Genomic DNA, 21739 nt, shown 5'->3' with positions numbered 1-21739 from the left:
TAATTCAGAAAATTAACTTTAGAGCGAGTGGCCTCAGCCGGCTGCCTCACCCCTAACAGATTCGAATATAGGGTTTGGGCGAGGCCTGAGCCAAGGGTCTTGAAGCGTGGCTCCGTCAGGCGGCACCAAAGGGGCGCCTGCCCCCTAGGGATTGGCTGGCGCCGTGCCCCTGGGATCGGTGGCGCAGGTGGCGACCCCGTCACGGATGGTGATGATCGTCGGCTTACCGACTCCAGGTCGATAGGTGGTCTCCACCCCACCCGCCTTGACCCGCACAAAGTCCGGACCGGTGAAGTGGCAGGCCTGAAAGACCCCGCCGCCTGGCAGGAAGGTCTTGTGCAGTTCCACACAGCTGGCGTGACCAAACCAGCGCCCCAGGGTCACCCCGGCATAGTCAAAGCTCTGCAGGTCCGGCCGGCTCTTGGAGACCGGCAGCGGCCCCGCCCAGACCGGGCATTCCGGCCCCTGCGGCGTCCAGCGCTCCACGGCCGCCATCCGCTGCTGGCCCAGGGCGAACAGCACCCCGCCGATCAGCGTCACGGCGGCGACGCCCATAATTGTGAGTTGTACCGTACGGCTACTCGTCTTTACCGGGGCGTCATACCTGTTCCTCGCCATCTCAAGACCTCCAGCTCACAAGAGGCCGCAGGGGGCCTTCCGTCGACGTAATTTGCAAGGGGGGAGAGTGAGGCGGCCTCAAGAGAGACCGTGGTAGCTGGGGGCGGGCTCGAACCGCCGACCTGTGGGTTATGAATCCACCGCTCTAACCAGCTGAGCTACCCAGCCAAGGGTTCGCGCCGCTGACGCGCGAGGCGCGGGTTATAGGGATTTCAGATCGTCGCATCAAGCGGCTTGGGTGCAGGCCAAAGCGAGGCTAGGTTCGCGCCCGCATGAGCGTGCTTCATCTTCTGGGAACGGCCGGCGAAGGCGGGGCGGAGACCTATTTCGTCGACCTGGCCCTGGCGCTCGCCCGCGATGGCGTGGCCCAGGCTGCGGCCCTGCGTCCGCACCCTGCTCGCGAGCGGGCAATGCGCGCCGCCGGGGTGGCGGTGGAGACCTTCGGCTTCGGCGGGGCCCTGGACCTGATGACCCGACGCCGGGTGGCGCGCTTCGCGCAGGCTCAGACGGTGAGCGTGGCGCTCGCTTGGATGAACCGGGCCGCACGGCACACCCCCAAGGGACCCTGGGCGCGGATCGGGCGGCTGGGGGGCTATTACAACCTCAAATACTATGCGGGCTTCGACTTCCTGGTGGCCAATACCCAGGACATCGCCGACTGGGTGACCGGGCAAGGCTGGCCGGCGGACAAGGTGGCCTACATCCCCAACTTCGCCGAGGCGCCGGCCGAGGCTGCGCCGGTCGAGCGGGCGAGCCTGGACACCCCGGCTGAAGCCCCCCTGCTGCTGTCCATGGGCCGGTTGCATGAGGCCAAGGCCCATGACGTCACCCTTAATGCGCTGACCCGACTGCCCGAGGCCTATCTTTGGATCGCCGGCACGGGGCCGGAAGAGGCGCGGCTGAAGGCTTTGGCCGTGGCCTTAGGGGTTGCGCCCCGGGTGCGGTTCCTGGGCTGGCGCAGTGATCCCTCTGCGCTCTATCGGGCCGCCGATGTCTGCGTCTTTCCATCGCGCTTTGAGCCGCTCGGCAATGTGGTGATCCAGGCCTGGGCGCACGGCCTGCCGGTGGCCGCCGCCGCCAGCCAGGGGCCCTCCGCTCTGATCCGCGATAGCGAGGACGGCCTGCTGGTTCCGGTGGACGATCCCGAAGCCTTGGCGGTCGCCGTCCGCCGACTGCTGGACGATCCCATGCTGCGCATCCGCCTGGCGCAGAATGGGCTGGCCCGGGTGGAGGCGGACTTCTCACAGGGCGCCGTGGTCGCCCAATGGCGTGACCTCTTCGCCCGCTTCGGAGCCAGCTGATGTGCGGAATCGCAGGGATTCTGGACGGTGAGGCCTCCGCCCGCCCGCTGATCGAAGCCATGATCCACCGAGGACCCGACGGTGTCACAGTGGAAGACACCGATGGACGATCGCTCGCCCATGCGCGGCTGTCAGTCATCGATCTGGAGGGCGGCTGGCAGCCCCTGCACGCTGCCGGTGGGACGGTCATCGGCAACGGGGAGATCTACAACTATCTGGAGCTGGCCGAAGACTTCGGGCTCCAGGACGCGCTCTCCACCGGCTCAGACTTCGAACCCCTGTTGCACCTCTATGCGAAGGAGGGACCAGCTGCGTTCCACCGGCTGCGGGGGATGTACGCCTTCTGTCTGGTGGGCGCCGACGGTCGCACCTGGCTGGTCCGCGACCCCTTTGGCATCAAGCCGCTCTATGTGATGGAGCTGGAAACGGGACTGGCCTTCGCCTCGGAGGCCGGCGCCTTCGTCAAGGCGGGCCTGGCCCCGCCGGCCATCACCACCGACGGCGCCCGGGAGATGCTGGCCTTCAGCTATACCCTGGGCGACAAGGGTGCCCTTTACGGCCCCCGCCGGGTCGCGCCCGGCGCCATCATCGAGGTGGTGGCAGGCCGGCTGGTTCCCCATGAGATTCGCCCCGCCCTGCCCTCTGCCCCCACGCGGTCGCCGGCCCAGGGCGAGGCTGCCCTGCTGAGAAAGCTGGATGCGGTGCTGGAGGACAGCGTGCGGGTCCATCAGCGGGCCGACGTGCCCTATGGCCTGTTTCTGTCCGGCGGGATCGACTCGGCCGCCATCGCTACCTTGATGAGCCGACTCAACAGTCGGCCCGTCACCGCCTTTACCTGTGGGTTTGATGCGCCCGGCGCCCGGGATGAGCGGGCCCAGGCCGAGCGGGTGGCCCGGGCGCTGAACCTCGACTGGCGGGAGACCACCTTCACCGAGGAGGACTTCTGGACCCTGCTGCCCCAGGTCGCCGCCGCCCTGGACGACCCCACCGCCGACTACGCCATCCTGCCGACCTTCAAGCTGGCCAAGGCCGCCAAGGGAACCCTGACCGTGGTTCTCACCGGCGAGGGGGGCGATGAACTGTTCGGCGGCTATGGCCGCTATCGCCGCGCCCTTCGGCCCGCCTGGCTGGGAGGGCGACCGGCCGAGCCCCGGGGCGTCCATCCTGAACTGCTGGCGCGCTGGCAGAACCAGGCCCAGGCACCGGCTGGCCTGACCCGCCTGCAACAGGCCCAGTATGCTGACATCGCCACCTGGCTGCCCAACGATCTGCTGACCAAGCTCGACCGCTGTCTGATGGCGCATGGCCTGGAGGGGCGCACCCCGTTCCTGGATCCCGTCGTCGCAGACTTTGCCTTCGCCCTGCCCGACCGGTTCAAGGTGCGCGGCCGCCATGGGAAGTGGCTCTTACGCAAATGGCTCGAGACCGCCTGTCCCGCCGCCGCGCCCTGGGCGCGCAAGCAGGGCTTCACCGTGCCGGTGGAGACCTGGATCGCGCCGCGCGCCCGGGCCATCGCCGAGCGCATCGGCTATGTGATCCCCATCGGCGTGGCCATCGGTGCGCACGAGGCTCAACACGTTTTCCTGACCGAAAATGACCCTCGACGCTGGCCCCTGCTCTTCCTTGCGGTCTGGTCGCTCATACATGTAGACGGCGCCACGCCCCAGGAAGCCCTGGGGGCCGTGGTGGGAACGAACTAGGGCGCGTGCGCCAACAAAGCTCGACCAAAGGGAGAACCGTTCATGCGTCACCTGCTTCTCACCACCGCGCTCGCCGTGGTTCTCGCCGCCTGTGGCGCCACCGAAGGGGTGGCCCAGTCCGCAGCGCCTGCGGCGCCAGGGGGACAGCCATGGGAGACACGCCCTGCCAATGTGCCGTCTCAAACTCCCGCCTTCCCCGGCCAGACCCGCGCCCCGGAAGTCACGGCCAATGTGGCCTATGGGGTTGAGGTGGTCGCCACCGGTCTGGAGCGGCCCTGGGCCATCGCCTTCCTGCCGGACGGTCGAATGCTGGTGACCGAAAAGCCTGGACGGCTTCGGATCGTCACGCCTGCCGGCGAGTTGTCGGCACCCGTGGCCGGCCTGCCGGAGGTGGACGCCCGCGGCCAGGGCGGTCTGCTGGACGTTGTCCTGGACCCCGACTACGCCGAAACCAAGCTGATCTACTGGAGCTATGCCGAACCCCTGGGGGAGGGCACCAACACCACCGCCGTGGCCCGGGGCCAACTGGTGGAGGACGCCGCCGGCGCCCGGATCGAAGGGGTCCAGGTGATTTTCCGTCAGGAACCGGCCATGGCCGCCACCCTGCATTATGGCAACCGCCTGGTGTTTGACCGTGAAGGCCGACTGCTGATCGCCTTGGGCGAGCGCTCCATCATGGCGGGCCGGGTCCAGTCCCAGGACCTGAACTCCGCCTTGGGCAAGGTGGTCCGCATCAACCGCGACGGCTCCATCCCCGCAGACAATCCCTTCGTCGGACGGGAAGGCGCGCGCCCGGAAATCTTCGCCTCAGGCGTCCGCAACGTCCAGGCCGCCGCCCTGCATCCCAAGACCGGCCAGCTCTGGGAGGTCGAACACGGCGCCCGGGGGGGCGATGAGCTCAATATCATCGAGGCCGGCAAGGACTATGGCTGGCCGACCATCACCTACGGCATGGAGTATTCCGGTCGGCAGATCGGCGAGGGCCTGACCGCGAAAGAGGGCCTGGAGCAGCCGGTCTATTACTGGGATCCGGTCATCGGGCCGTCGGGCATGATCTTCTACCAGGGCGACCTGTTCCCGGCCTGGAAGGACAGCCTGTTCATCGGCGCCCTGCGCGACAAGCATCTGGTCCGCCTGACCCTGGACGGGGACCGTGTGGTGGGCGAGGAGCGTCTGGCCACCGAGGTCAATGACCGCATCCGCGAGGTCGATGTGGGCCCTGACGGTGCCATCTACCTGGCCACCGACAACGCCGAGGGCCGGATCCTGAAACTGGTTCCCAAGGCGAACTAAGCTACCCTCACCCCGTCATGCCCGCCCCAGAAGCGGGCATGACGGAAACGGGGCTAGGTTTTCGCCACCCCCAACCTCCCGGCCACCTCTTCCCCAATCGCCAGGGATGAGGTGAGCCCGGGGCTTTCGATGCCGAACAGGGTGACGAGCCCCTCGATGCCATGGGCCTCAGGACCGTCGATGCGGAAATCGGTGTGCGGCTCACCGGGCCCATGCAGCTTGGGGCGGATCCCTGCATAGTCCGGGGTCAGGGCGTCATCGGGCAGGGCGGGCCAGAACTTGCGTACATAGCGATAGAAGTCGGCTGCGGCGTCCGGTTCGACGCTGTAATCCAGCTCATCAACAAAGATCAGATCGGGGCCAAACACCGCCTGACCACCCAGGTCGCGGCGATAATGGGTGCCCAACGCGCCGGGGATCGGTGGCGGATAGATCAGCCGGGCAAACGGCGCCTTGCCCTGCAGCCGGAAATAACGGCCCTTGCCATAGTGGCCCTTGGGGATCTCGGCTGCAGGAAACCCCTCAATCTGGGCCGCCACGTTCTGAGCTGAGAGGCCGGCCGCCGTGATCAGCAGGCGCACGGTCAGCGTGGTTGGCTCCTCGCCGCCAGCCTGAACCTTCCAGCCCCTACCGGCCATCGGCACGGCCCCCTCGAAGGGGGTGGAGACCACAACCGCACCACCCGCGGCTTCGATCTCTCCCTGCAGGGCCAACATATAACCATAGCTGTCGAACACGCCGCTCTGGGGCGAAATCAGCGCGCCGTCGCAGGACAGTTGCGGCTCCAGGGCCAGGGCCTGGGCCTTGGTCAGCAGGGCCATGTCCTCGACATCGTTGGTCAGCGCCTGGGCCAGGATCGTCTCAAGCCGGGCGACCTCGTCAGGGCCATTGGCCACCACCAGCTTGCCGCAGCGGTCGAAGGCGACATTTCGGGCTTCGAGGAAAGGATAAAGCATCCGCCGACCCTGGACGCAGAGTCGGGCCTTCAGCGAGCCCGTGGGATAATAAAGCCCCCCGTGGACCACTTCAGAATTGCGCGAGGAGACGCCCTGGCCGATGGCGGCGTCCGCCTCCAGCACCACAACAGTCAGACCCCGGCGGGCAAGGGCATAGCCGCAGGCCAGGCCCACGGCACCGGCTCCCACCACAAGGGCGTCGAAATCAAAATCAGCCATGCCCTCTGGCTAACCTGAGGAACGGCGAAGGCAAATGGTTTTCGCCGCCGATCAGACCTTGCCCTGCACTGAGGAGGTTTCCCACCTCGCCCAGAGGGACGCTCGCCTCTCGCTTGCGGGCCCGAGCGAGGCAGCCTTCACGTGGCCAAAGCCACGAATGTCCTGTGGAATCTGGGCAATCTCGACGGCCAGGGGGAGGCGTTCGGAGGTCAATTCCCGATCGATGCGGTCCAGGTCGGCTTCGAACTGGACGATCAGACCCCGCTCCATCTGCCGCTCCTCAGAATAGCCAAATAGGTCCAGGGCCGTTCCGCGTAGCCCTTTCAGCCTGGCCAGGACCGGGAAGCCATAGTCCAGCATCCAGCCGCCAAAGGCGATCTTGCGCGGGTGGCCCTGGTCATCCCGGGCGCCCAGGATCGGCGGGGCCAGCCAGACCTTGGCCCTGCCGCCCCGGTAAGTCTGGCTGCGATAGGCGTCGAACCGACCGTCGGCATAGAGGCGGGCAACCTCATACTCGTCCTTATAGGCCATCAGCTTGTAGAGGTTGATGGCCACGGCCCGGGTCAGAGCCTCTGAGGCGAGGGGCGCCTCGCGGCGGGCGATGGCCTCCACCCGATCCTGGTAGCGACGGGCGTAGGCGGCGTTCTGATAGGCGGCCAGCTCGCGGGTGCGATGGGCGATCAGCTCCGCCAGGGGCAGGGTTTCCGGCGTGGCCACATCGGCCACCCGACGCCCACGGCCCTCGGGATCGTGGGCAGCCCGGCGACCCATCTCAAAGGCCTGCAGATTCTGCTCAGCCGCCACACCATTGAGCTTGATGGCGCGATATAGCGCCCGGCTGGAGATCGGAATGACGCCTGTCTGCCAGGCAAAACCCAGCATGATCATATTGGCGTAGATGGCGTCCCCCAGCTCGGTCTCGGCCATATGGTGGGCCGGGGTCTCGTCATAGGACCTGGCGGCCGCCGCGATCCGCCGGGACATGGCGGTTGAGTCAAACCGCACGTCCCGGTCGGTGACGAAGTCGGCTGTTGGGGAGAGGTCAGCATTGCCGAAGGCGATCGTCCGGTCCTTGGCGTAGAGGGCGAGCGCGTCGGCGCCGGCGGCGACCATGACATCGCAGGCGATCAGCACATGGGCGCTGGCCGCCGGCGTGCGACCACCGACCGTGCTCGTCTCATGTTCGCCGATCCGCACATGGCTGAACACCGCCCCGCCCTTCTGGGCGAGGCCTGTCATGTCCACCACGGACGCGGCCTTGCCATCCACATGGGCGGCCATGGCCAGGATCGAAGCGGTGGTGGTTACGCCCGTGCCGCCAACGCCGGTGAAGACGATGTTGCGCACGCCAGGCGAGGGCTGAAAGACCGGCAACGGCGTGGAGTCTGCCGTCAAGGCTGGCAGAACGGCACCATGGGGATTTTCGGCCCCCTCCAGGGTGATGAAGGAAGGACAGAAGCCATCCAGGCAGGAATAGTCCTGGTTGCAGGTCGACGGGTTGATCTTCCGCTTGCGGCCAAACTCGGTGTTCAGGGGTTCCACAGACACGCAGTTGGAAGCCTTCGAGCAATCCCCGCAGCCCTCGCAGACCAGGGGATTGATCATCACCCGCTTCTCGACCGCCGCCAGCTTGCCACGCTTGCGGCGGCGACGCTTCTCGGTGGCGCAGACCTGATCATAGAGCAGAACCGTGACGCCCGGCGTGTCCCGCAGAGTCCGCTGAACAGCCAACAGCGCGGCCCGGGGCTTGACCTCCACGCCAGGCGCCAGGTCGCGGACGCCGTCATAGCGGCTGGGGTCGTCAGCGACGATGACCGTGCGGGCTACCCCCTCTGCCGCCAGCTGGCGGGTAATCTGGGCCGGGGTAAAGCCGCTCTCGGCCGCCTGGCCGCCGGTCATGGCGACGGCGTCATTGAACAGCAGCTTGTAGGTGACGTTGGCCCCTGCCGCGACAGCGGCACGGATGGCGAGCGAACCCGAATGGTTATAGGTCCCGTCGCCAAGATTGACGAAGACGTGCGTCTCGGTGGTGAAGGGCGCGGCCCCCACCCAGCTGAGCCCCTCACCGCCCATATGGCTGTTCAGGTCAGTATTGGGGTCGGAGAAGCTGGCCATGTAGTGGCAGCCGATGCCCGCGAGCGCCCGGGAGCCTTCCGGCAGCCGGGTAGAGTTGTTGTGCGGGCAGCCCGAGCAGAAGAACGGCTTGCGCTGCTGATCCGATGACAGGCTGACGGCGGCAACGCCGGCCGCCGAAACCCGGTTCAGATAGTCATAGACCCTGTCCATGTGCGGGCCCGGCGGCAGGCGGTCGGCGATGGCCAGGGCGACCTCGGCCACGGACAGGGCGCCGAGGTCCGACAGCAGGGGATGGCCATGCTCGTCGGTCTTGCCGATGATCCTCGGCCTGGCCTGGGCCGGCAGGTCATAGAGGGCGGCGCGGGACTGACCCTCGATCAGGGGGCGCTTGTGCTCGATGACCATCAGGGTCTCAAGCCCGGCGGCGAAGGCGCGAAGACCCGTGGGTTCCAGCGGCCAGGGCATGCCGATCTTGTAGATCGAGACCCCGAGGTCGGCGGCCTCACCCGGGCTGATCCCCATGGCCGCGAAGGCCTCGATCACGTCCTTATAGGCCTGACCCTGGCAGGCGATGCCCAGGCGAGGCCTGGCTGAGGCGAGCGTCACCCGGTCGATGCGGTTGGCGCGGGCAAATGCCAGGGCGGCGGGGATCTTGTAGCTCCGCAGCCTGCGCTCCTTGTCCATCGGCTGATCCTTCAGCCGGATGCCCAGGCCACCGGCTGGCAGGTCAAAGCGCGGCAGGACGAACCGGTGGCGGTCGAGCGCCACATCGATGGTCATGCCGGAATCCATGGTGTCGGCCAGGGCGATCAGCCCGACCCACAGGCCTGAGAACCTCGAGAGCGCATAGCCCATCAGGCCGTAGTCCAGCACCTCCTGCACATCGGCGGGCGACAGGACGGGCATCTCGAAGTCCTGGAACGCATATTCCGACTGGGACGGGAGGGTGGAGGACTTGCAGTTGTGGTCATCGCCGGCCACGGCCACCACGCCGCCCTGCCCCCAGGTCCCGGCGAAGTTGGCGTGTTTGAAGGCATCCCCTGTGCGGTCGACGCCGGGGGCCTTGCCGTACCACATGCCAAAGACGCCGTCGTAACGGGCACCGGGGAACAGATTGGCCTGCTGGCTGCCCCAGACCGCCGTGGCCGCCAGGTCCTCGTTCAAGCCCTCCTTGAACACCACCTGGGCGGCGTCGAGGTACTTGGACGCCCGATGGGCCTGCTGGTCGAGGCCACCCAGCGGCGAGCCGCGATAGCCCGACAGGAAGCCCGCCGTATTCAGGCCCGCAGCTTCATCCAGTCGCCGCTGATCCATCAGGACCCGCAGCAGGGCCTGAACCCCCGTGATGAAGACTCGACCGTCGTTGAGCAGAAACTTGTCGTCGAGCGTCACTTCTGTGTGCCGCATCGCAATATCTTTCCCTTTGGGACTCCCTATAGGCTTGCAAGATCATATAAGAACGCCGCAATTGCTTACCTAAGGCGTGCCCCTCTCATCGGGTTCCAGGGCACGAACCGGGCAGATTCGCCGACAAATGGGGGAGAAAAGCGTGGCCGAGACCCTTGATGCCGTTGATGCCAAGATCCTGGACCTGATTCAGCACGACGCAGGCCTGTCGGTGGCGGAGATCGCCGAACGCGTGGGGCTGTCCTCCAGCCCCTGTTGGCGGCGGATCAAGCGCCTGGAGGACGCCGGCATCATCCAGCGCCGGGTGACCATCCTCGACCGTGGACGCCTGGGGCTGAACTTCGAGGTCTATTGCACCGTCAAGCTCTCCCTGCCGACGCGGGACAATCTCGACGCGTTTGAGACCGCCATCACCAAGCTGCACGAGGTGGTCCAGTGCGCCACCGTCACCGGCGCGGCCGACTATGAGCTGCGCATCGTCACCCGGGACATGCACGCCTTCGACAACTTCCTCCGCGACCAGATCCTGTCGTTGGGCCTCGTTTCCAACATCGAGAGCCGCATCGTCATCCGCGCGGTGAAGAACACCACCGCCGCCCCCCTCGGCCTCATCAGCCCCTATGTGAGCAGCCAGGGGTAGTAGCCTCCGGCAAAATGGGTGGCGAACAGGATCGGAAGTCCTGCAACGGAATTGCAGGTCAACTGAAAGCGGCCGCTTAGGCAGCGTGTGGGGGTGCGGATCGTGGGACGGGCAAAGACTCTATTCCGAGGGACGTTCCTCGTCGTCGGAGTCTATATGCTGGTGGCGCAGCCTATGGGCTGGCCCTCCCTACACTGGAGCCTGCTGATGATCCTGGCGGCGCTCGTTTTCGGATGGAAGACCGGCCAAGTCCGTAACGACGCCCAGCGACTTCGAATGCTGTGGAAAGAGGCCTCACCGGAAAGCCGCCGGCAAATGCGCAACCTGACGCTTATCGCAATGGCGATCGCGGCGCTTTTCACCGCCTGGGCCGTCGCACAGCCTTAGAATAGGACCGAGGAAGGCAGGTGATGGTGCCTAAGCGTGATTGCTCCTCAGACGCCCGCCACGACCCTGACATTCCGCCGCGCACGCCCCTCCATTCCCCGCTAGGCTTGGCGACAAGCTGAGCCGGGAAAGGACCTGCGATGTTGAGGGGAAGCTGTCTGTGTGGCCGCGTGGCCTATGAGGCCGAGGCCGAGATCGGGACCATCGCCCACTGTCACTGCGAGACCTGCCGCAAGGCGCACGGCGCGGCCTTTTCCAGCATCGCCTCGGTTCCACGCGACCGGCTCCGCTGGGTGCGGGGCGAAGACCTGCTCAGCGCCTACGAATCCTCGCCCGGCAAGGTGAGGCGGTTCTGCTCGGTCTGCGGGTCGCAGCTGGTTGCTGAGCGGGACGGCGGGCCCAACATGATGCTCAGGCTCGGCTGCCTGGACACGCCTGTGACGGTCGACCGCCAATGGCACATCTGGCGCTCAGACGGCGCGAGTTGGTACGACCCCAGCGCGCCGCATCCCGAACTGGCTGAGGGTTTCCCGCCCGCCTGACTGGACCAGACGCGCTAGCGAAGCTCGGCCAGAAAGGCCGCATGGCTGGGGATGGTCTCGTCGGTCAGGCCGACGGCCAGGGACTCGGCCTCGACGATCAGGTCAGCCAGTTCATCGTTGAAGCCGGCCCCGAGACGGCGGAGTGCAACGGCCCGGGCCCTTACCAGCAGCAGGGCCGCCTGGGGATGCCGGGCTGAGAGCCGCTCGGTCCAGGCCGGCAGGTCATTGACCGATCCGCGCAGCTCCGAGCGCCGTTGGAGGATCAGCGCTGCGGCCTCCCGGTAGGCGGGCCAGTCCATCAGGAAGGTCAGGGCCTTCATCAGGTCACCGAACGTGGCGGCGATCGCGAAAGCCCGGTCTAGCGCCACCACGTCCTCAAAGTCCGCCAGCTTGGCCAGCAGCGCCCTCAGCGCGTCTGGCGCCAGGGTCCGCTCGAACAAGGCCCACCGTGCCGCATCGGCGGCGGTGCCCTCGCCCTCGGCCTCGAGGACGGCAATCTCAGCGGCATACCAGGCCTCGACCTGGGGTGCGGGCTCGCCGGTCTTGCCACGGGGGCGGCCGCCAGGACTTGGGACAAATGCCGCCTCCAGGGCCCTCCGCGCCGGTCCCGGCCGGCCGTCCAGCGCCAGCCGTCTGGCGATTTCAGCAGCGGTGTCCGGCTTTTTCCGGTCGGCGTCCGACAGGGAGAGGATCCAGGCGTCCAGATCGCCGGCCCGGTCGGCCAGCCGGCGCACCACCAGGGCCAGTCGACCTGTAGGCTGAGCCTTGCCCGCCGTAAGGTCGACCAACAGCCGCCTCGCAAGCTCCGGGCTCAAGGCCCCGACGCCACGGCCGACCCAGACGGCCCATTCCGACAGCCGGGTGGCGAGCGCCTCGCCCAAGACTGGCCCTGCCACTTCAGGCCCCAGCTGTGAGGCCAGGGCGGACAGGTCGCTGGAGGCCGCGTCGAAGATCAAGGCCAGTTCGCCCTTGGGGTCCTGCACCCGGCGGGTAAGCGCGGGATAAAGATCGAACCAGACCACTAGCCGGTCTAGGGCCAAGCCTTGATCCAGCCCCGCCAGCCGCTGGACGATCAAGGTCTGTAGCGACTTCAGTTCCGCCAGCAGCTCGGGCCGTTTGCGCCACGAGACCCGCGTCTTGCTGGCCTCCAGGGCGGCCAGGCGCTTGTCCAGCTCAAAGGCCAGATCGGCGGCGCCCGCCTCGGCGGCGAGCTCCAGACGCAGGCGTCGCTTCAGGGCCGGGCTTGCGGTCTCCATGAGCAGGGCCGCCAGCCGCTCTGCCCCAAGGGCGGCCAGATTGGCCTCCGACAGGGCCTTTTTCGCGGTGGCCGGGCGACGGACCATCAGACCCGGCTCCGCAAGGCCGGCCTTCGCCATCTCAGGCCGTGGAACGGATTGCGTCTGCCCATCGCCCTAGAACACGTGATTGCCCTCCGATGGCAAGGTGGGCGGCACAGGTGGCGGCTTCATCCCACCACAGTGGCGGCGGTCGCCACGGCCGGGGTCGCCACCTATAGTTGGGGGCAATATGCAGGGAGCCGCCCATGATCGACCTCGTCATCGACCAGCGCCGGAAGGATCTTGGCGGCTTTGAGGTGGGCCGCGTACTGCCCTTCCCCCGGCGGCGGATGGTCGGGCCGTTCATCTTCTTCGACCATATGGGCCCCGCCCGGTTTGATCCCGGCTTTCCGGCAAATGTGGATGTCCGCCCCCATCCGCATATCGGGCTGTCGACGCTGTCCTATCTGTTCGATGGCCAGATGACCCACCGCGACAGCGTCGGCGCCGTGCAGGAGATCAAGCCCGGCGAGGTCAACTGGATGACGGCGGGCAAGGGCATCACCCATTCGGAGCGCTTCGAGCATCTGCGCGGAAACGGGGGCCGGATGGACGGCATTCAGGCCTGGATCGCCCTGCCCCAAGCCCAGGAGGAAATCGATCCGAGCTTCGTGCACTTTGGCACCGATGACCTGGTGAGCTACGTCGCCGAGGATGGGCTCAAGGCGGTGCTGATCGCCGGCGAGGCCTTCGGGGCCAGGTCCAAGGTGCCGGTGCACTCGCCATTGTTCTATGTCCATTGGACCCTGCCGGCCGGAGCCCGGGGCCAGCTGCCGGCGGAATATCCCGAGCGGGCAGCCTATGTGGCCCGGGGCGAGGTGGAGGTGGATGGCCACACCTATAGCGAAGGCAAGATGCTGGTCTTCGCGCCGGGCCAGCCGGTGCTGTTCACCGGCGTCACCGACGCCATCGTCATGCTGCTGGGCGGCGAGCCGGTGGGCGAGCGGTTCATCGAATGGAACTTTGTCTCGTCGTCCAAGGAGCGGATCGAGCAGGCCAAGGCTGACTGGCGGGCCGGGCGCATGAAGTTGCCCGACGCCGACGACCAGGAGTTCATTCCCCTGCCCGGCGATCCGCCGGCGGCAGCCAATCCCATGTCGTGACGCGGAAAGGCCCGGAGCAAAGCCCCGGGCCCTGGTCTCAACGTCAGGTCAGATCAGGCCGCGCTGAGACGCCAGCCGCCACCAGCATCCGGGCAAGCCGTATAGCGCTCTGTGGTGGCCTGGCCCGAACGGGGCTGAATGGTCTGCTGGACCAACTTGCAGCTGACATTGGAATAGCCGCCGCCCACGGGCTGAACCACCCATTCGGCGACGTAGCCGGTGATGTAGCCATTCTGCTCCACCAGAAGCCAACGGTCGCCCGCCACCCGGCCAGCGACATTGAAGGTCTGACCCCCGCGCAACTGGCCGACCACGGCGGCATTGGCTGAAGGAGAAGCGCGCAGATTGACCGTGTTGCCGGTAGTAAACTGGGCGTTTGTCGGCTCGAAGCTCGTCCGCAGGGGCTGGACGCGACCGGTATAGCGCAGGTTGGCCGTCGAGGTCGGCTGGCCATAGGCCACTCCGCCGCCGCCGCCCAGATTGGCGTTGATGATGTCCACCCGCCCGGTGCTGCCCGTGGTGGAGTCTCTCCAAGTCTGGCTTTGATTGGTGTTCAGGGCGGTTTCGAAGGCCGTGCGGGCGCGCTGCTGCTCGCTGACCTGCATGCGGCAGCCGATCCAGGATCCGGCCACAGCGCCCAGGCCCGCGCCGACCACAGCGCCCAGAACACGCTCGTTCTTGCTCACCTGGCTCCCCAGCAAGGCACCGGCCACGCTGCCCAGCAGGGCACCGGTTTCCTGGCGCTGACCGCTGGCATCACAGGCAAAGAAGTTGCTGAGCGGCGTGCCGGCCGCCTGGGCCGAGGCGAATGTGGGCACCGACGACAGGGCCAGGGCCGCGACCAGGGTATAGGCGAGAGGGCGCATGGAAATGTCTCTTCCGTTGTTAAGTCTATGGAACGCGTGACGGGCCCTGGGGCTCCGCCCCGGCTGGAGACCCTTGACCATTATTGCGATTCATTCTCATTATCTGAGACGGGAGCGTTGGGTGGAACAGGACAGGGAGAAACCCCGATGATGCTGCGGATGACCGGCGAGGCCATGCTGGTGCGGCTGATGCAGATGGACCGGACATCTGGTCCGCCCCCTCCACCCCGCAAGCCGCGCCCAGCGCCGCTCATTCCGCCAGGGCCTTGCGGGTCTGCTCCCAATACTGAGCGCCGGTGATCACCGTCACCAGGGCGGCCAGCCAGAACAGGGTATTGGCCGCCAGGGTGGCCGGGCCCAGTAGCTCAGGGGTGTGCGGCAGACCAAAGGCGCCCCAGCTGGCCACGAACAGCTGCGCGGCCAGGGCGGTCATCTGCAAGGCGGTCTTCCACTTGGCCAGCAGGGTCACCGGCAGGGTGACGCCCTTGCCGGCGCCCACCTCGCGCAGGGCACTGACGGTGAACTCCCGGAACAGAATCAGGCCTGCCGGAAGCAGAACGAGCGGCTGAGGCCCCAGGGACATCAGGCCCAGCACCGCGCCACAGACCAGAACCTTGTCGCCAATGGGATCGAGGATCGAGCCCCAGACGGTCTCGGCGTCGAACTTCCGCGCCAGCCAGCCGTCGAACCAGTCGGTCACCGCAGCGATGACGAAGGCGTAGAAGGCCCACCGCTGCAGGGTAAACTGCGCCTCCAGGGTCAACCGCTCGCTGACCCAGGGGGTCCCGCCCGCCGCCGTAGCCAAGGCCACGAACATGAACAGCGCCAGGACCAGGCGAAGGGAGGTGAGGATGTTCGGCAGGGCTTTCATCGCAGGCCTTATCTGAGCGGTCGGGGGCGCGGCGCGGCTGTCTGTCTTGATCTTCGCGATCATAACCGAGCGCGGCCGAAACGGGCGCCTATTTGCGGAAACGTTCGAAAATCCGCTGGGCCAGGGCTTGGCTCACCCCGTCAACCTTGGAAAGGTCCTCCACCGAGGCCCGGGAGACGCCCTTAGCCGAGCCAAAGGCGTGCAGCAGGGCGCGTTTGCGGCCTGGCCCCACCCCCTCGATCTCGTCCAGGGGGTTCTTTTTCATGTCGATGGCCCGACGCGCCCGATGACTGCCGATGGCGAAGCGATGGGCCTCATCGCGCAGGCGCTGGAGGTAGTAGAGCACCGGCGACTTGGGCTCGAGCATGAAGGGCGTACGCCCGGCCATGAAGAACCGCTCCAGGCCAGCGTCCCGGTCCGGTCCCTTGGCCACCCCCACCACGGCGATGTCGTCCACGCCCAAGTCAGCCATGATCTCCTGGGCCGCCGCCAGCTGGCCGGCCCCGCCGTCGATCAGCACCAGGTCGGGGCGCGGCGCGGCCTCGCCGGCCTCCTCGTCCTTGACCATGCGGGCGAACCGCCGGCGCAGCACTTCGCGCATCATGCCGTAGTCGTCGCCGGGGGTAAGCTCGGTCCCCTTGATGTTGAACTTCCGATACTGGGCCTTCAGGAAGCCTTCGGGCCCGGCCACGATCATGCCGCCGACGGCGTTGGTCCCCATGATGTGGCTGTTGTCATAGACCTCGATCCGCTCCGGCGGCGCATCCAGGCCAAAGGCCTCGCAGACCCCGAGCAACAGTTTGGACTGGGCTGAACTCTCCGCCATCCGCCGGCCCAGCGCCTCCCGGGCATTGGTCAGGGCGTGCTCCACCAGCTGGCGCTTTTCGCCGCGAATGGGCCGGAGGATATCCACCTTGCGGCCCGCCTTCAGGGCGAAGGCCTCGCACAACAGGTCCCGGTCGGCGGGCTCCACATTGGTCAGGATCAGCTTGGGGATCGGCTTGTCTTCATAGAACTGGCCGAGGAAGGCAGCCATGACCTCAGCCGCCTCATCGCTCTTGTCCACCCGGGGGAAATAGGCGCGGTTGCCCCAGTTCTGGCCGGCCCGGAAGAAGAACACCTGGACGCAGGCCTGGCCGCCCTCGCCGTGCAGGGCGATGATGTCACCCTCCTCCAGGGTCTCGGGATTGATCTGCTGCTCCTGAGCCACCGAGGCCAGGGCCCGGATCCGGTCGCGCAGGCGGGCGGCGCGCTCGAACTCCATCTCGTCGGACGCGGTTTGCATCTCGGCTGACAGCTTGGCCAACACCGCCCGGCTCTTGCCCCGCAAAAAGGCCTCGGCCTCGTCCACCAGGGCCCCGTAGTCCTCAAGGGATACAAGGCCTGTGCAGGGGGCGGCGCAGCGCTTGATCTGGTGCAGCATGCAGGGCCGGGTGCGGCTGTCATAGACGCTGTCGGAACAGGAGCGCAGCAGGAAGGCCTTCTGCAGGGTGTTCAGGGTGCGATTGACCGCCCAGGCGCTGGCGAAGGGCCCGAAATAGTCCCCCTTGATCGCATGGGCGCCCCGATGCTTGCTCAGCTGTGGGGCGTCATGATCCCGGCGGATGACGATCTCAGGGAAGCTCTTGTCGTCCCGCAGCAGGACGTTGAACCGGGGCTTGAGCTGCTTGATCAGATTGATCTCGAGCAGCAGGGCGTCGGTTTCGGTACGGGTGGTAACGAACTCCATCGACCGGGTCAGGTCGACCATCAGGGCGATGCGCTGGGTATGGAACCGGCCCTGGGCGTACTGGGTCACCCGCTTCTTGAGGGAGCGCGCCTTGCCCACATAGAGCACCTCGCCGTCCTCGCCGACCATCCGATATACGCCGGGCGTATCGGGCAGGCGCTTGACCTGTTCCTTGATGAGGGCGGCACCGATTAGCGGCCCGGCGGCGGGTTCAACCATTCCGCCGATATAGGCGACTCTGGCGGCGAGACCCAGAGCCAGGGATCAACGCCGCCAGACCGTTGTGTACGCCTAGAGCCGATAGCCGCCTGAGACCACCTTGGTGAACACCGTCTTGGTCAGCTTCACATAGCCCTTCTCAGGGTCCTTGAAGTAGAGCGGGGTCTTGATGGCAGCAGGATCGAAACCTTCGGCCACCAACTCCACCTTGCGCTGCTTGAAGGTGCCGGTGGTCTCCATGGCCGGCATCATGCGCAGGAACAGGGGTTGGGCATAGGGTGCCAGCTCCCGGCCCACATGGGCATTGAAGGCCTCCAGATCGAAGGCCTCGTCGGTGACCAGGGCGGCCATGCCGGCCCGTCCGTCGGCACCAGGCACCTCAACCCCGTAGACATTGGCCTCCAACACGCCCAGGGCCTCCTGCAGGCGGGCCGAGACCTCGTTGGTGGAGACGTTCTCGCCCTTCCAGCGGAAGGTGTCACCGATCCGATCGATGAAATAGTAGTAGCCCTCGGCGTCCTGAAGCATCAGGTCGCCGGTCCGGAACCAGGCGTCGCCCTTGTCGAACACGTCGCGGAGGATCTTCTTTTCGCTGGCGGCCTTATCCAGATAGCCCGTGAACTCCGTCCGGGGATCATTGCTGATACGCCCGATGCACTCTCCGATCTGGCCCGAGCCGCAGGTGATGCAGAAGCCGTCCGGACCCCGGACTGGAACCTCGTTTTCTACATCGAACTGGACCAGTTTGAAGCCCAGGCGCCGCCGCAGATAGCTCGGGATACGACCGATCGAGCCCACCTTTCCGTCGAAGTTGAACATCGACACATTGCCTTCCGTGGAGCCGTAGAACTCCAGGATGTCGGGAATGCGGAAGCGGCTGGTGAGCACCGGCCAGACATCGGGCCGCAGCCCGTTGCCGAAGGCCAGGCGCAGCTTGTGCTGGGTCTCGGCCTCTGTCACCGGATGGTTGACCAGATAGCGGCAGAGCTCGCCGATATAGACGAACATGGTGCAGCCCTCGGCCACGATGTCCGGCCAGAACTGGGTCGCCGAGAACTTCTTCTTCAGCACCACCGCACCGCCGTTCAGCAGGGCCGCCCCCAGGGCGCAAAGGCCTCCGGTGGCATGATAGAGCGGTAGCGTCACATAGATGCGGTCGGTCTCCCGGGCGCCGGTGGAGCCCGCAAACCCCAACATGTAGAACTGGGCGCGCATGTGGGTGACCCGGGCGGCCTTGGGCAGGCCGGTGGTCCCGCTGGTGAAGATGTAGAGGCAGGTGTCCCGGGCGGTCATGCCCTCCCGAACGCTGCGATCGGGGGGCAGATGGCTGCAGCTCTTGAGCGCCTGCACAAGGTCGCGCTGCTCATTATGCGCCTCGCCAAGCATCCACTGCTGAACCTGGGTCTCCAGGGTGTCCTTGATCTCTTCAAAGGCCCCGGAGGTCTCGGGATCGACGATGCAGTGACTGGCACCGGAAATGTTCAGGCAGTGGGCCAGGCCTGCGCCGGTGAGCTGATTATTGATCAGGGCGGTGACCACCCCGACCTTGGACAGTCCGTACCAGATGCAGAAATACTCAAGCCGGTTGGGCATGAAGAGCGCCACCGTCTGGCCACGGCGCAGGTTCAGCCCCGTCGCCCAATGGGCGTAGCGGTTGGCGATCCCGTCCAGCTCGGCATAGGTGACCGTGCGGCCCTCGAAAGTCATAGCAGGGCGGTCAGACCACTTGTCCATCGCCGCCTGCAGGTCATCACAGACCAGATTGGCGGAATCCGGTGAGACAGACTTCACCCTGGGCAGGGTGCGCGCGATCTTACGGATAAACCGCAGTTCACGTGCTAGCCGGTCTTTCAAGCGCATTTGGACCCCCTGATTTTAACCTAGTTGATGGTCGGTTTTGATTGGGGTCAAGGCATAGCAGCTACAAACCGGGTATAGATTTCTGAACCGACAGCGAAGCGCACATCAGGCCCCACGCCGGGCCATGAAGCCTGCGTCCAGACGCCGCAGTCTGGCCTCCCGTAAGAAATATCTAACGGCCGTGTGCGCAGGATCAGCCCACCGCAGAAGGTGGGATATCCGCATGCTCAAAGGGCTGTTTTCGCAAGGCATGGCCGAGTGGGGCACCGCCAGCCTGGTCTTTGTCTCCGGTGCCATGACCGGTCGACTGCTGGCCACCGGCATGACCGAGGTCCAGGCCCTGGGGGCCATGATGGCGGTCCTCGGCTCCCTTACCGCCGCCATCGCCGTACGCGCCTGGCCCGCAGACGGCGTCGTCAAGACCCGCCATTCAGACCCTTCAGACTGAGCAGCCGCGGGAACCTCAGAAGCTGGATGACAGCGACAGGAAGCCGCGCAGGCCCTTGTCAGATTGGCCGAAGGGCGTGGGCCCCAGGGGCTTGGCCATTTCAAACCGCAGGCTCAAACGATCCCTGAACACCAACCTGACCCCTGCCCCGGCCGAGGCCAGGTCCACAGACTCCCATCCCGGCGCAGCATTGTAGTTCCAGACCTTGGCCCCATCGAGGAAGCCATAGGTCTGAACAAAGGTCAGGGGCCGCAGTTGTGGATCCCAGCCGACCCGCAACTCGGCCTGGGCTGAGACACCCCGGTCGCCCATGATCTCGGCATAGTCATAGGCACGCCCCACCGGCAGACCGCCGGCCGAGAATTCCTCGGAGGCCAGCAGCGGGTCGGGGGACCACTGGCCGGCGGCGGCCAGGAAGATGCCGGCCCTTTTGCCCAGGTCCCGGTAGTGGGACCCGTAGGCATAGAGCTTCCAGAACCGGCCGCTGGCGTCAAACCGGCTGCGGCCATCGCCGGCGTCGCCACCGAGACCGCCAAACCCATGGCTGATCTGAGCATAGGCCGTGGAGGATGAGCCATCACCACGGCGCTCGCCCTGCAGGGCGATGCGCGCGACGGCGAGCTCGTCCCTGAGGCTGGCATTGGTCCAGTTCTGCTCCACCCGCCGGGCGTCGCCCTGGGCCACGAACCACAGGGAACGGTCCTGGCGGCGAACGATCGGCAAAGAGACCCTGAGGCTGGCCGACTGGCTCTCATTACCCAGGGTGGCGGTTAGACCTTCACCATTGCCGTCGGCCTTTGACGCCGCCACGGCCCCGCGCAATTGCCCGCCGCCCGGCAAGGGGACCCCGTAGGCGATGTCCACCTGGGTAAACCGCGGTGCCCCCCCGGGTGTGTTCAGGACCCCCAGGGACACCTGATCACCGGACCGCAGGGCGGAATTGACCGCGCCCCGGGCATAGACCTGCCAAGGGCCAGACTGCTGTCCGCCCCGATTATCGGCATAGACCTGTCCCTCAAACCGCCTCAGCTTGGTGGTGACCACCAGCCGGTGGCGGGCCGGATCATCGAAGTCCGGCTCCAGGCGGGCGGTGACCTTCACCCCAGGAAGGTCATTCGCCAGGGCCAGGCGACGGTCCAGATCTGCCAGTTTCAGGGGCCGGATATCGACGATGTCGGCCAGCAGCGCCCCGACAGCGGGCACCGCATCCCCATCAAAGGCCACTTCGCCCACATAGCCTTCGTAAACCACCAGCCGGGCATGGCCCTCGCCACTGGTCTGGCGGGGGGTTGAGGCCCGGGCCAGGAAATAGCCGTCCCGTCGATAATGGTCGGTGAGCGCCTGGGCGACCCCAGCCAGATCGGCGACGCTGATCTCCCGGGCTAATTCATTGGCGTAAAGCGGGGCCAGATCGCCCAGCGGATAGGCGCTGACCCCGTCGATCGTCAGGGCGTGCAGCACGAAACGACCATCTTCAGCAGCCTGGGCGGCCTCTGCGGCCTCCGCGGCCCGGGCCTCGTCTTCGGCTTCCGCCAGCGCGCGATCTGCCGGTCCACCCCCGAACCCAGCCGTGAGTATGGCAACGACCGACGCCAGGGCAGGCCCTGAGCGGCGCAACGCCAGACGGGGTGACAAAACCAACCTCAGGGTTGTGAACATGGTTAACAGATAGTCGGACAATAAGGTGAACAGCAAGCTAACAGCTTATTTTCATTGGATCATTAGCTCTCGGTTAGGGCTGCGCGTCTAGGGTCATGGTTCGACTGACAGCCGCCGAAGTGCGGTCTGGCCAAAGAGGCGTAGAAAATGCAACGGATTAGGCAATTCCTCGCGACCCTCGCGGGCATGATGCTGCTGCTCGGCGCAGGGGCCGCCACCGCCGCAGATTGGCGGCTGATCGAGGTCACCGGCCGGGTGCGAATCGCTTCACCAGGACAGGAACCTCGGGCCGGGGCGGCGAATCTGGTGATTCCCCCGGGCGCGGACATCACAACTGCTGGTGGGGCGCGGGCGGTGCTCAGCGACGGCGATCGGCGCATCGTCATTGGCCCCAACAGCCGCATGACCGTCGCCGCAGGCCAGCCGGCTGGCATGACCCGGATCATGCAGGATCTCGGCTCCATCGTCTTCCAGGTCAACACGCAGGTGCAGCCGCACTTCCGCGTCG

18 protein-coding genes and 1 tRNA gene are annotated in these 21739 nt (G+C 66.5%); 9 read left to right on the top strand and 10 right to left on the bottom strand.

The features are described from left to right. Window positions 1-144: 144 nt before the first annotated feature. Both MH112_RS05065 and MH112_RS05060 read right to left on the bottom strand, forming a co-directional pair. Window positions 145-618 carry a hypothetical protein gene (locus MH112_RS05065; RefSeq protein WP_296564775.1) on the bottom strand — a complete coding sequence of 158 codons (474 nt, stop codon included), beginning with the start codon at window positions 616-618 and terminating at the stop codon, window positions 145-147. Window positions 619-709: 91 nt separating this feature from the next. Next, a tRNA-Met gene (locus tag MH112_RS05060) sits at window positions 710-786 on the bottom strand. 104 nt (window positions 787-890) lie between these two features. On the opposite strand from MH112_RS05060, the gene MH112_RS05055 reads away from it, so the two are divergent. From MH112_RS05055 to MH112_RS05045, 3 genes are read left to right on the top strand one after another with little or no spacing between them, the layout of a single operon-like run. Continuing rightward, window positions 891-1919, top strand: coding sequence for a glycosyltransferase (locus MH112_RS05055; protein ID WP_296564773.1), 1029 nt, complete (start codon window positions 891-893; stop codon window positions 1917-1919). Further along, window positions 1919-3619 carry an asparagine synthase (glutamine-hydrolyzing) gene (gene asnB / locus MH112_RS05050; protein WP_296564771.1) on the top strand — a complete coding sequence of 567 codons (1701 nt, stop codon included), beginning with the start codon at window positions 1919-1921 and terminating at the stop codon, window positions 3617-3619. The genes MH112_RS05055 and asnB overlap by 1 nt, the downstream gene beginning before the upstream one ends. A gap of 42 nt (window positions 3620-3661) precedes the next feature. Beyond that, on the top strand, window positions 3662-4912 hold the full coding sequence (locus MH112_RS05045; protein ID WP_296564770.1) for a PQQ-dependent sugar dehydrogenase: 1251 nt from the start codon (window positions 3662-3664) through the stop codon (window positions 4910-4912). Between the two features lie 53 nt (window positions 4913-4965). Here the strand turns inward: MH112_RS05045 and MH112_RS05040 are convergent, their stop codons facing one another. Beyond that, window positions 4966-6087, bottom strand: coding sequence for an NAD(P)/FAD-dependent oxidoreductase (locus MH112_RS05040; protein WP_296564767.1), 1122 nt, complete (start codon window positions 6085-6087; stop codon window positions 4966-4968). 51 nt (window positions 6088-6138) lie between these two features. Beyond that, window positions 6139-9570: an indolepyruvate ferredoxin oxidoreductase family protein gene (locus tag MH112_RS05035; protein ID WP_296564765.1), complete on the bottom strand. Its 3432-nt coding sequence runs from the start codon at window positions 9568-9570 to the stop codon at window positions 6139-6141. 142 nt (window positions 9571-9712) lie between these two features. Between MH112_RS05035 and MH112_RS05030 the strand changes: the two genes are divergently transcribed. From MH112_RS05030 to MH112_RS05020, 3 genes are all read left to right on the top strand, one after another. Then, entirely contained in the window at window positions 9713-10210 is a 498-nt protein-coding gene (locus tag MH112_RS05030; RefSeq protein ID WP_296564762.1) for an Lrp/AsnC family transcriptional regulator, read from the top strand. Window positions 10211-10417: 207 nt separating this feature from the next. After that, window positions 10418-10597 carry a hypothetical protein gene (locus MH112_RS05025; RefSeq protein ID WP_296564760.1) on the top strand — a complete coding sequence of 60 codons (180 nt, stop codon included), beginning with the start codon at window positions 10418-10420 and terminating at the stop codon, window positions 10595-10597. Between the two features lie 140 nt (window positions 10598-10737). After that, a complete protein-coding gene (locus tag MH112_RS05020; RefSeq protein ID WP_296564757.1) occupies window positions 10738-11139 on the top strand; it encodes a GFA family protein in 402 nt (133 codons plus the stop codon). 14 nt (window positions 11140-11153) lie between these two features. Here MH112_RS05020 and MH112_RS05015 read toward each other — a convergent pair whose 3' ends face one another. Then, entirely contained in the window at window positions 11154-12482 is a 1329-nt protein-coding gene (locus MH112_RS05015; protein WP_296564755.1) for a DUF6880 family protein, read from the bottom strand. A gap of 200 nt (window positions 12483-12682) precedes the next feature. Here MH112_RS05015 and MH112_RS05010 point away from each other — a divergent pair, with 200 nt between their 5' ends. Further along, complete coding sequence (locus MH112_RS05010) at window positions 12683-13579, top strand: pirin family protein (RefSeq protein WP_296564753.1); 897 nt, start codon at window positions 12683-12685, stop codon at window positions 13577-13579. Between the two features lie 53 nt (window positions 13580-13632). On the opposite strand, the gene MH112_RS05005 is transcribed toward MH112_RS05010, so the two are convergent. The 4 genes from MH112_RS05005 to MH112_RS04990 all read right to left on the bottom strand — a co-directional run bounded on the left by MH112_RS05005 (window position 13633) and on the right by MH112_RS04990 (window position 19124). Then, window positions 13633-14445, bottom strand: a complete 813-nt coding sequence (locus MH112_RS05005; protein WP_296564750.1) for an SH3 domain-containing protein — start codon at window positions 14443-14445, stop codon at window positions 13633-13635. Window positions 14446-14695: 250 nt separating this feature from the next. Beyond that, window positions 14696-15316, bottom strand: a complete 621-nt coding sequence (gene pgsA, locus MH112_RS05000) for a CDP-diacylglycerol--glycerol-3-phosphate 3-phosphatidyltransferase (protein WP_296564747.1) — start codon at window positions 15314-15316, stop codon at window positions 14696-14698. 88 nt (window positions 15317-15404) lie between these two features. After that, complete coding sequence (gene uvrC / locus MH112_RS04995; RefSeq protein ID WP_296564744.1) at window positions 15405-17264, bottom strand: excinuclease ABC subunit UvrC; 1860 nt, start codon at window positions 17262-17264, stop codon at window positions 15405-15407. 72 nt (window positions 17265-17336) lie between these two features. Next, a complete protein-coding gene (locus MH112_RS04990) occupies window positions 17337-19124 on the bottom strand; it encodes a long-chain-acyl-CoA synthetase (protein WP_296564741.1) in 1788 nt (595 codons plus the stop codon). 223 nt (window positions 19125-19347) lie between these two features. On the opposite strand from MH112_RS04990, the gene MH112_RS04985 reads away from it, so the two are divergent. After that, window positions 19348-19572: a hypothetical protein gene (locus MH112_RS04985; protein WP_296564738.1), complete on the top strand. Its 225-nt coding sequence runs from the start codon at window positions 19348-19350 to the stop codon at window positions 19570-19572. A 15-nt stretch (window positions 19573-19587) separates the two neighbouring features. Here the strand turns inward: MH112_RS04985 and MH112_RS04980 are convergent, their stop codons facing one another. Beyond that, window positions 19588-21207, bottom strand: a complete 1620-nt coding sequence (locus MH112_RS04980; protein ID WP_296564735.1) for a ShlB/FhaC/HecB family hemolysin secretion/activation protein — start codon at window positions 21205-21207, stop codon at window positions 19588-19590. A 171-nt stretch (window positions 21208-21378) separates the two neighbouring features. Here MH112_RS04980 and MH112_RS04975 point away from each other — a divergent pair. Further along, on the top strand, window positions 21379-21739 hold a 361-nt coding region (locus MH112_RS04975), incomplete at its 3' end, for a hypothetical protein (RefSeq protein ID WP_296564733.1).

Origin of the sequence: Phenylobacterium sp. (assembly GCF_022402485.1) — a bacterium.
Taxonomy (GTDB): Bacteria; Pseudomonadota; Alphaproteobacteria; order Caulobacterales; family Caulobacteraceae; genus Phenylobacterium.
This window is presented reverse-complemented; position numbering and strand designations above follow the sequence as displayed.

Bases quoted from the DNA above. Each gene is read 5' to 3' on its own strand.
- MH112_RS05035 (WP_296564765.1), bottom strand. From the start codon at position 9,570: ATGCGGCACACAGAAGTGACGCTCGACGACAAGTTTCTGCTCAACGAC.
- MH112_RS05005 (WP_296564750.1), bottom strand. From the start codon at position 14,445: ATGCGCCCTCTCGCCTATACCCTGGTCGCGGCCCTGGCCCTGTCGTCG.
- MH112_RS05065 (WP_296564775.1), bottom strand. From the start codon at position 618: ATGGCGAGGAACAGGTATGACGCCCCGGTAAAGACGAGTAGCCGTACG.
- MH112_RS04985 (WP_296564738.1), top strand. From the start codon at position 19,348: ATGCTCAAAGGGCTGTTTTCGCAAGGCATGGCCGAGTGGGGCACCGCC.
- uvrC (WP_296564744.1), bottom strand. From the start codon at position 17,264: ATGGTTGAACCCGCCGCCGGGCCGCTAATCGGTGCCGCCCTCATCAAG.
- MH112_RS05055 (WP_296564773.1), top strand. From the start codon at position 891: ATGAGCGTGCTTCATCTTCTGGGAACGGCCGGCGAAGGCGGGGCGGAG.
- MH112_RS05015 (WP_296564755.1), bottom strand. From the start codon at position 12,482: ATGGTCCGTCGCCCGGCCACCGCGAAAAAGGCCCTGTCGGAGGCCAAT.
- pgsA (WP_296564747.1), bottom strand. From the start codon at position 15,316: ATGAAAGCCCTGCCGAACATCCTCACCTCCCTTCGCCTGGTCCTGGCG.
- MH112_RS05040 (WP_296564767.1), bottom strand. From the start codon at position 6,087: ATGGCTGATTTTGATTTCGACGCCCTTGTGGTGGGAGCCGGTGCCGTG.
- MH112_RS05025 (WP_296564760.1), top strand. From the start codon at position 10,418: ATGATCCTGGCGGCGCTCGTTTTCGGATGGAAGACCGGCCAAGTCCGT.
- MH112_RS05045 (WP_296564770.1), top strand. From the start codon at position 3,662: ATGCGTCACCTGCTTCTCACCACCGCGCTCGCCGTGGTTCTCGCCGCC.
- MH112_RS05020 (WP_296564757.1), top strand. From the start codon at position 10,738: ATGTTGAGGGGAAGCTGTCTGTGTGGCCGCGTGGCCTATGAGGCCGAG.
- asnB (WP_296564771.1), top strand. From the start codon at position 1,919: ATGTGCGGAATCGCAGGGATTCTGGACGGTGAGGCCTCCGCCCGCCCG.
- MH112_RS04990 (WP_296564741.1), bottom strand. From the start codon at position 19,124: ATGCGCTTGAAAGACCGGCTAGCACGTGAACTGCGGTTTATCCGTAAG.
- MH112_RS05010 (WP_296564753.1), top strand. From the start codon at position 12,683: ATGATCGACCTCGTCATCGACCAGCGCCGGAAGGATCTTGGCGGCTTT.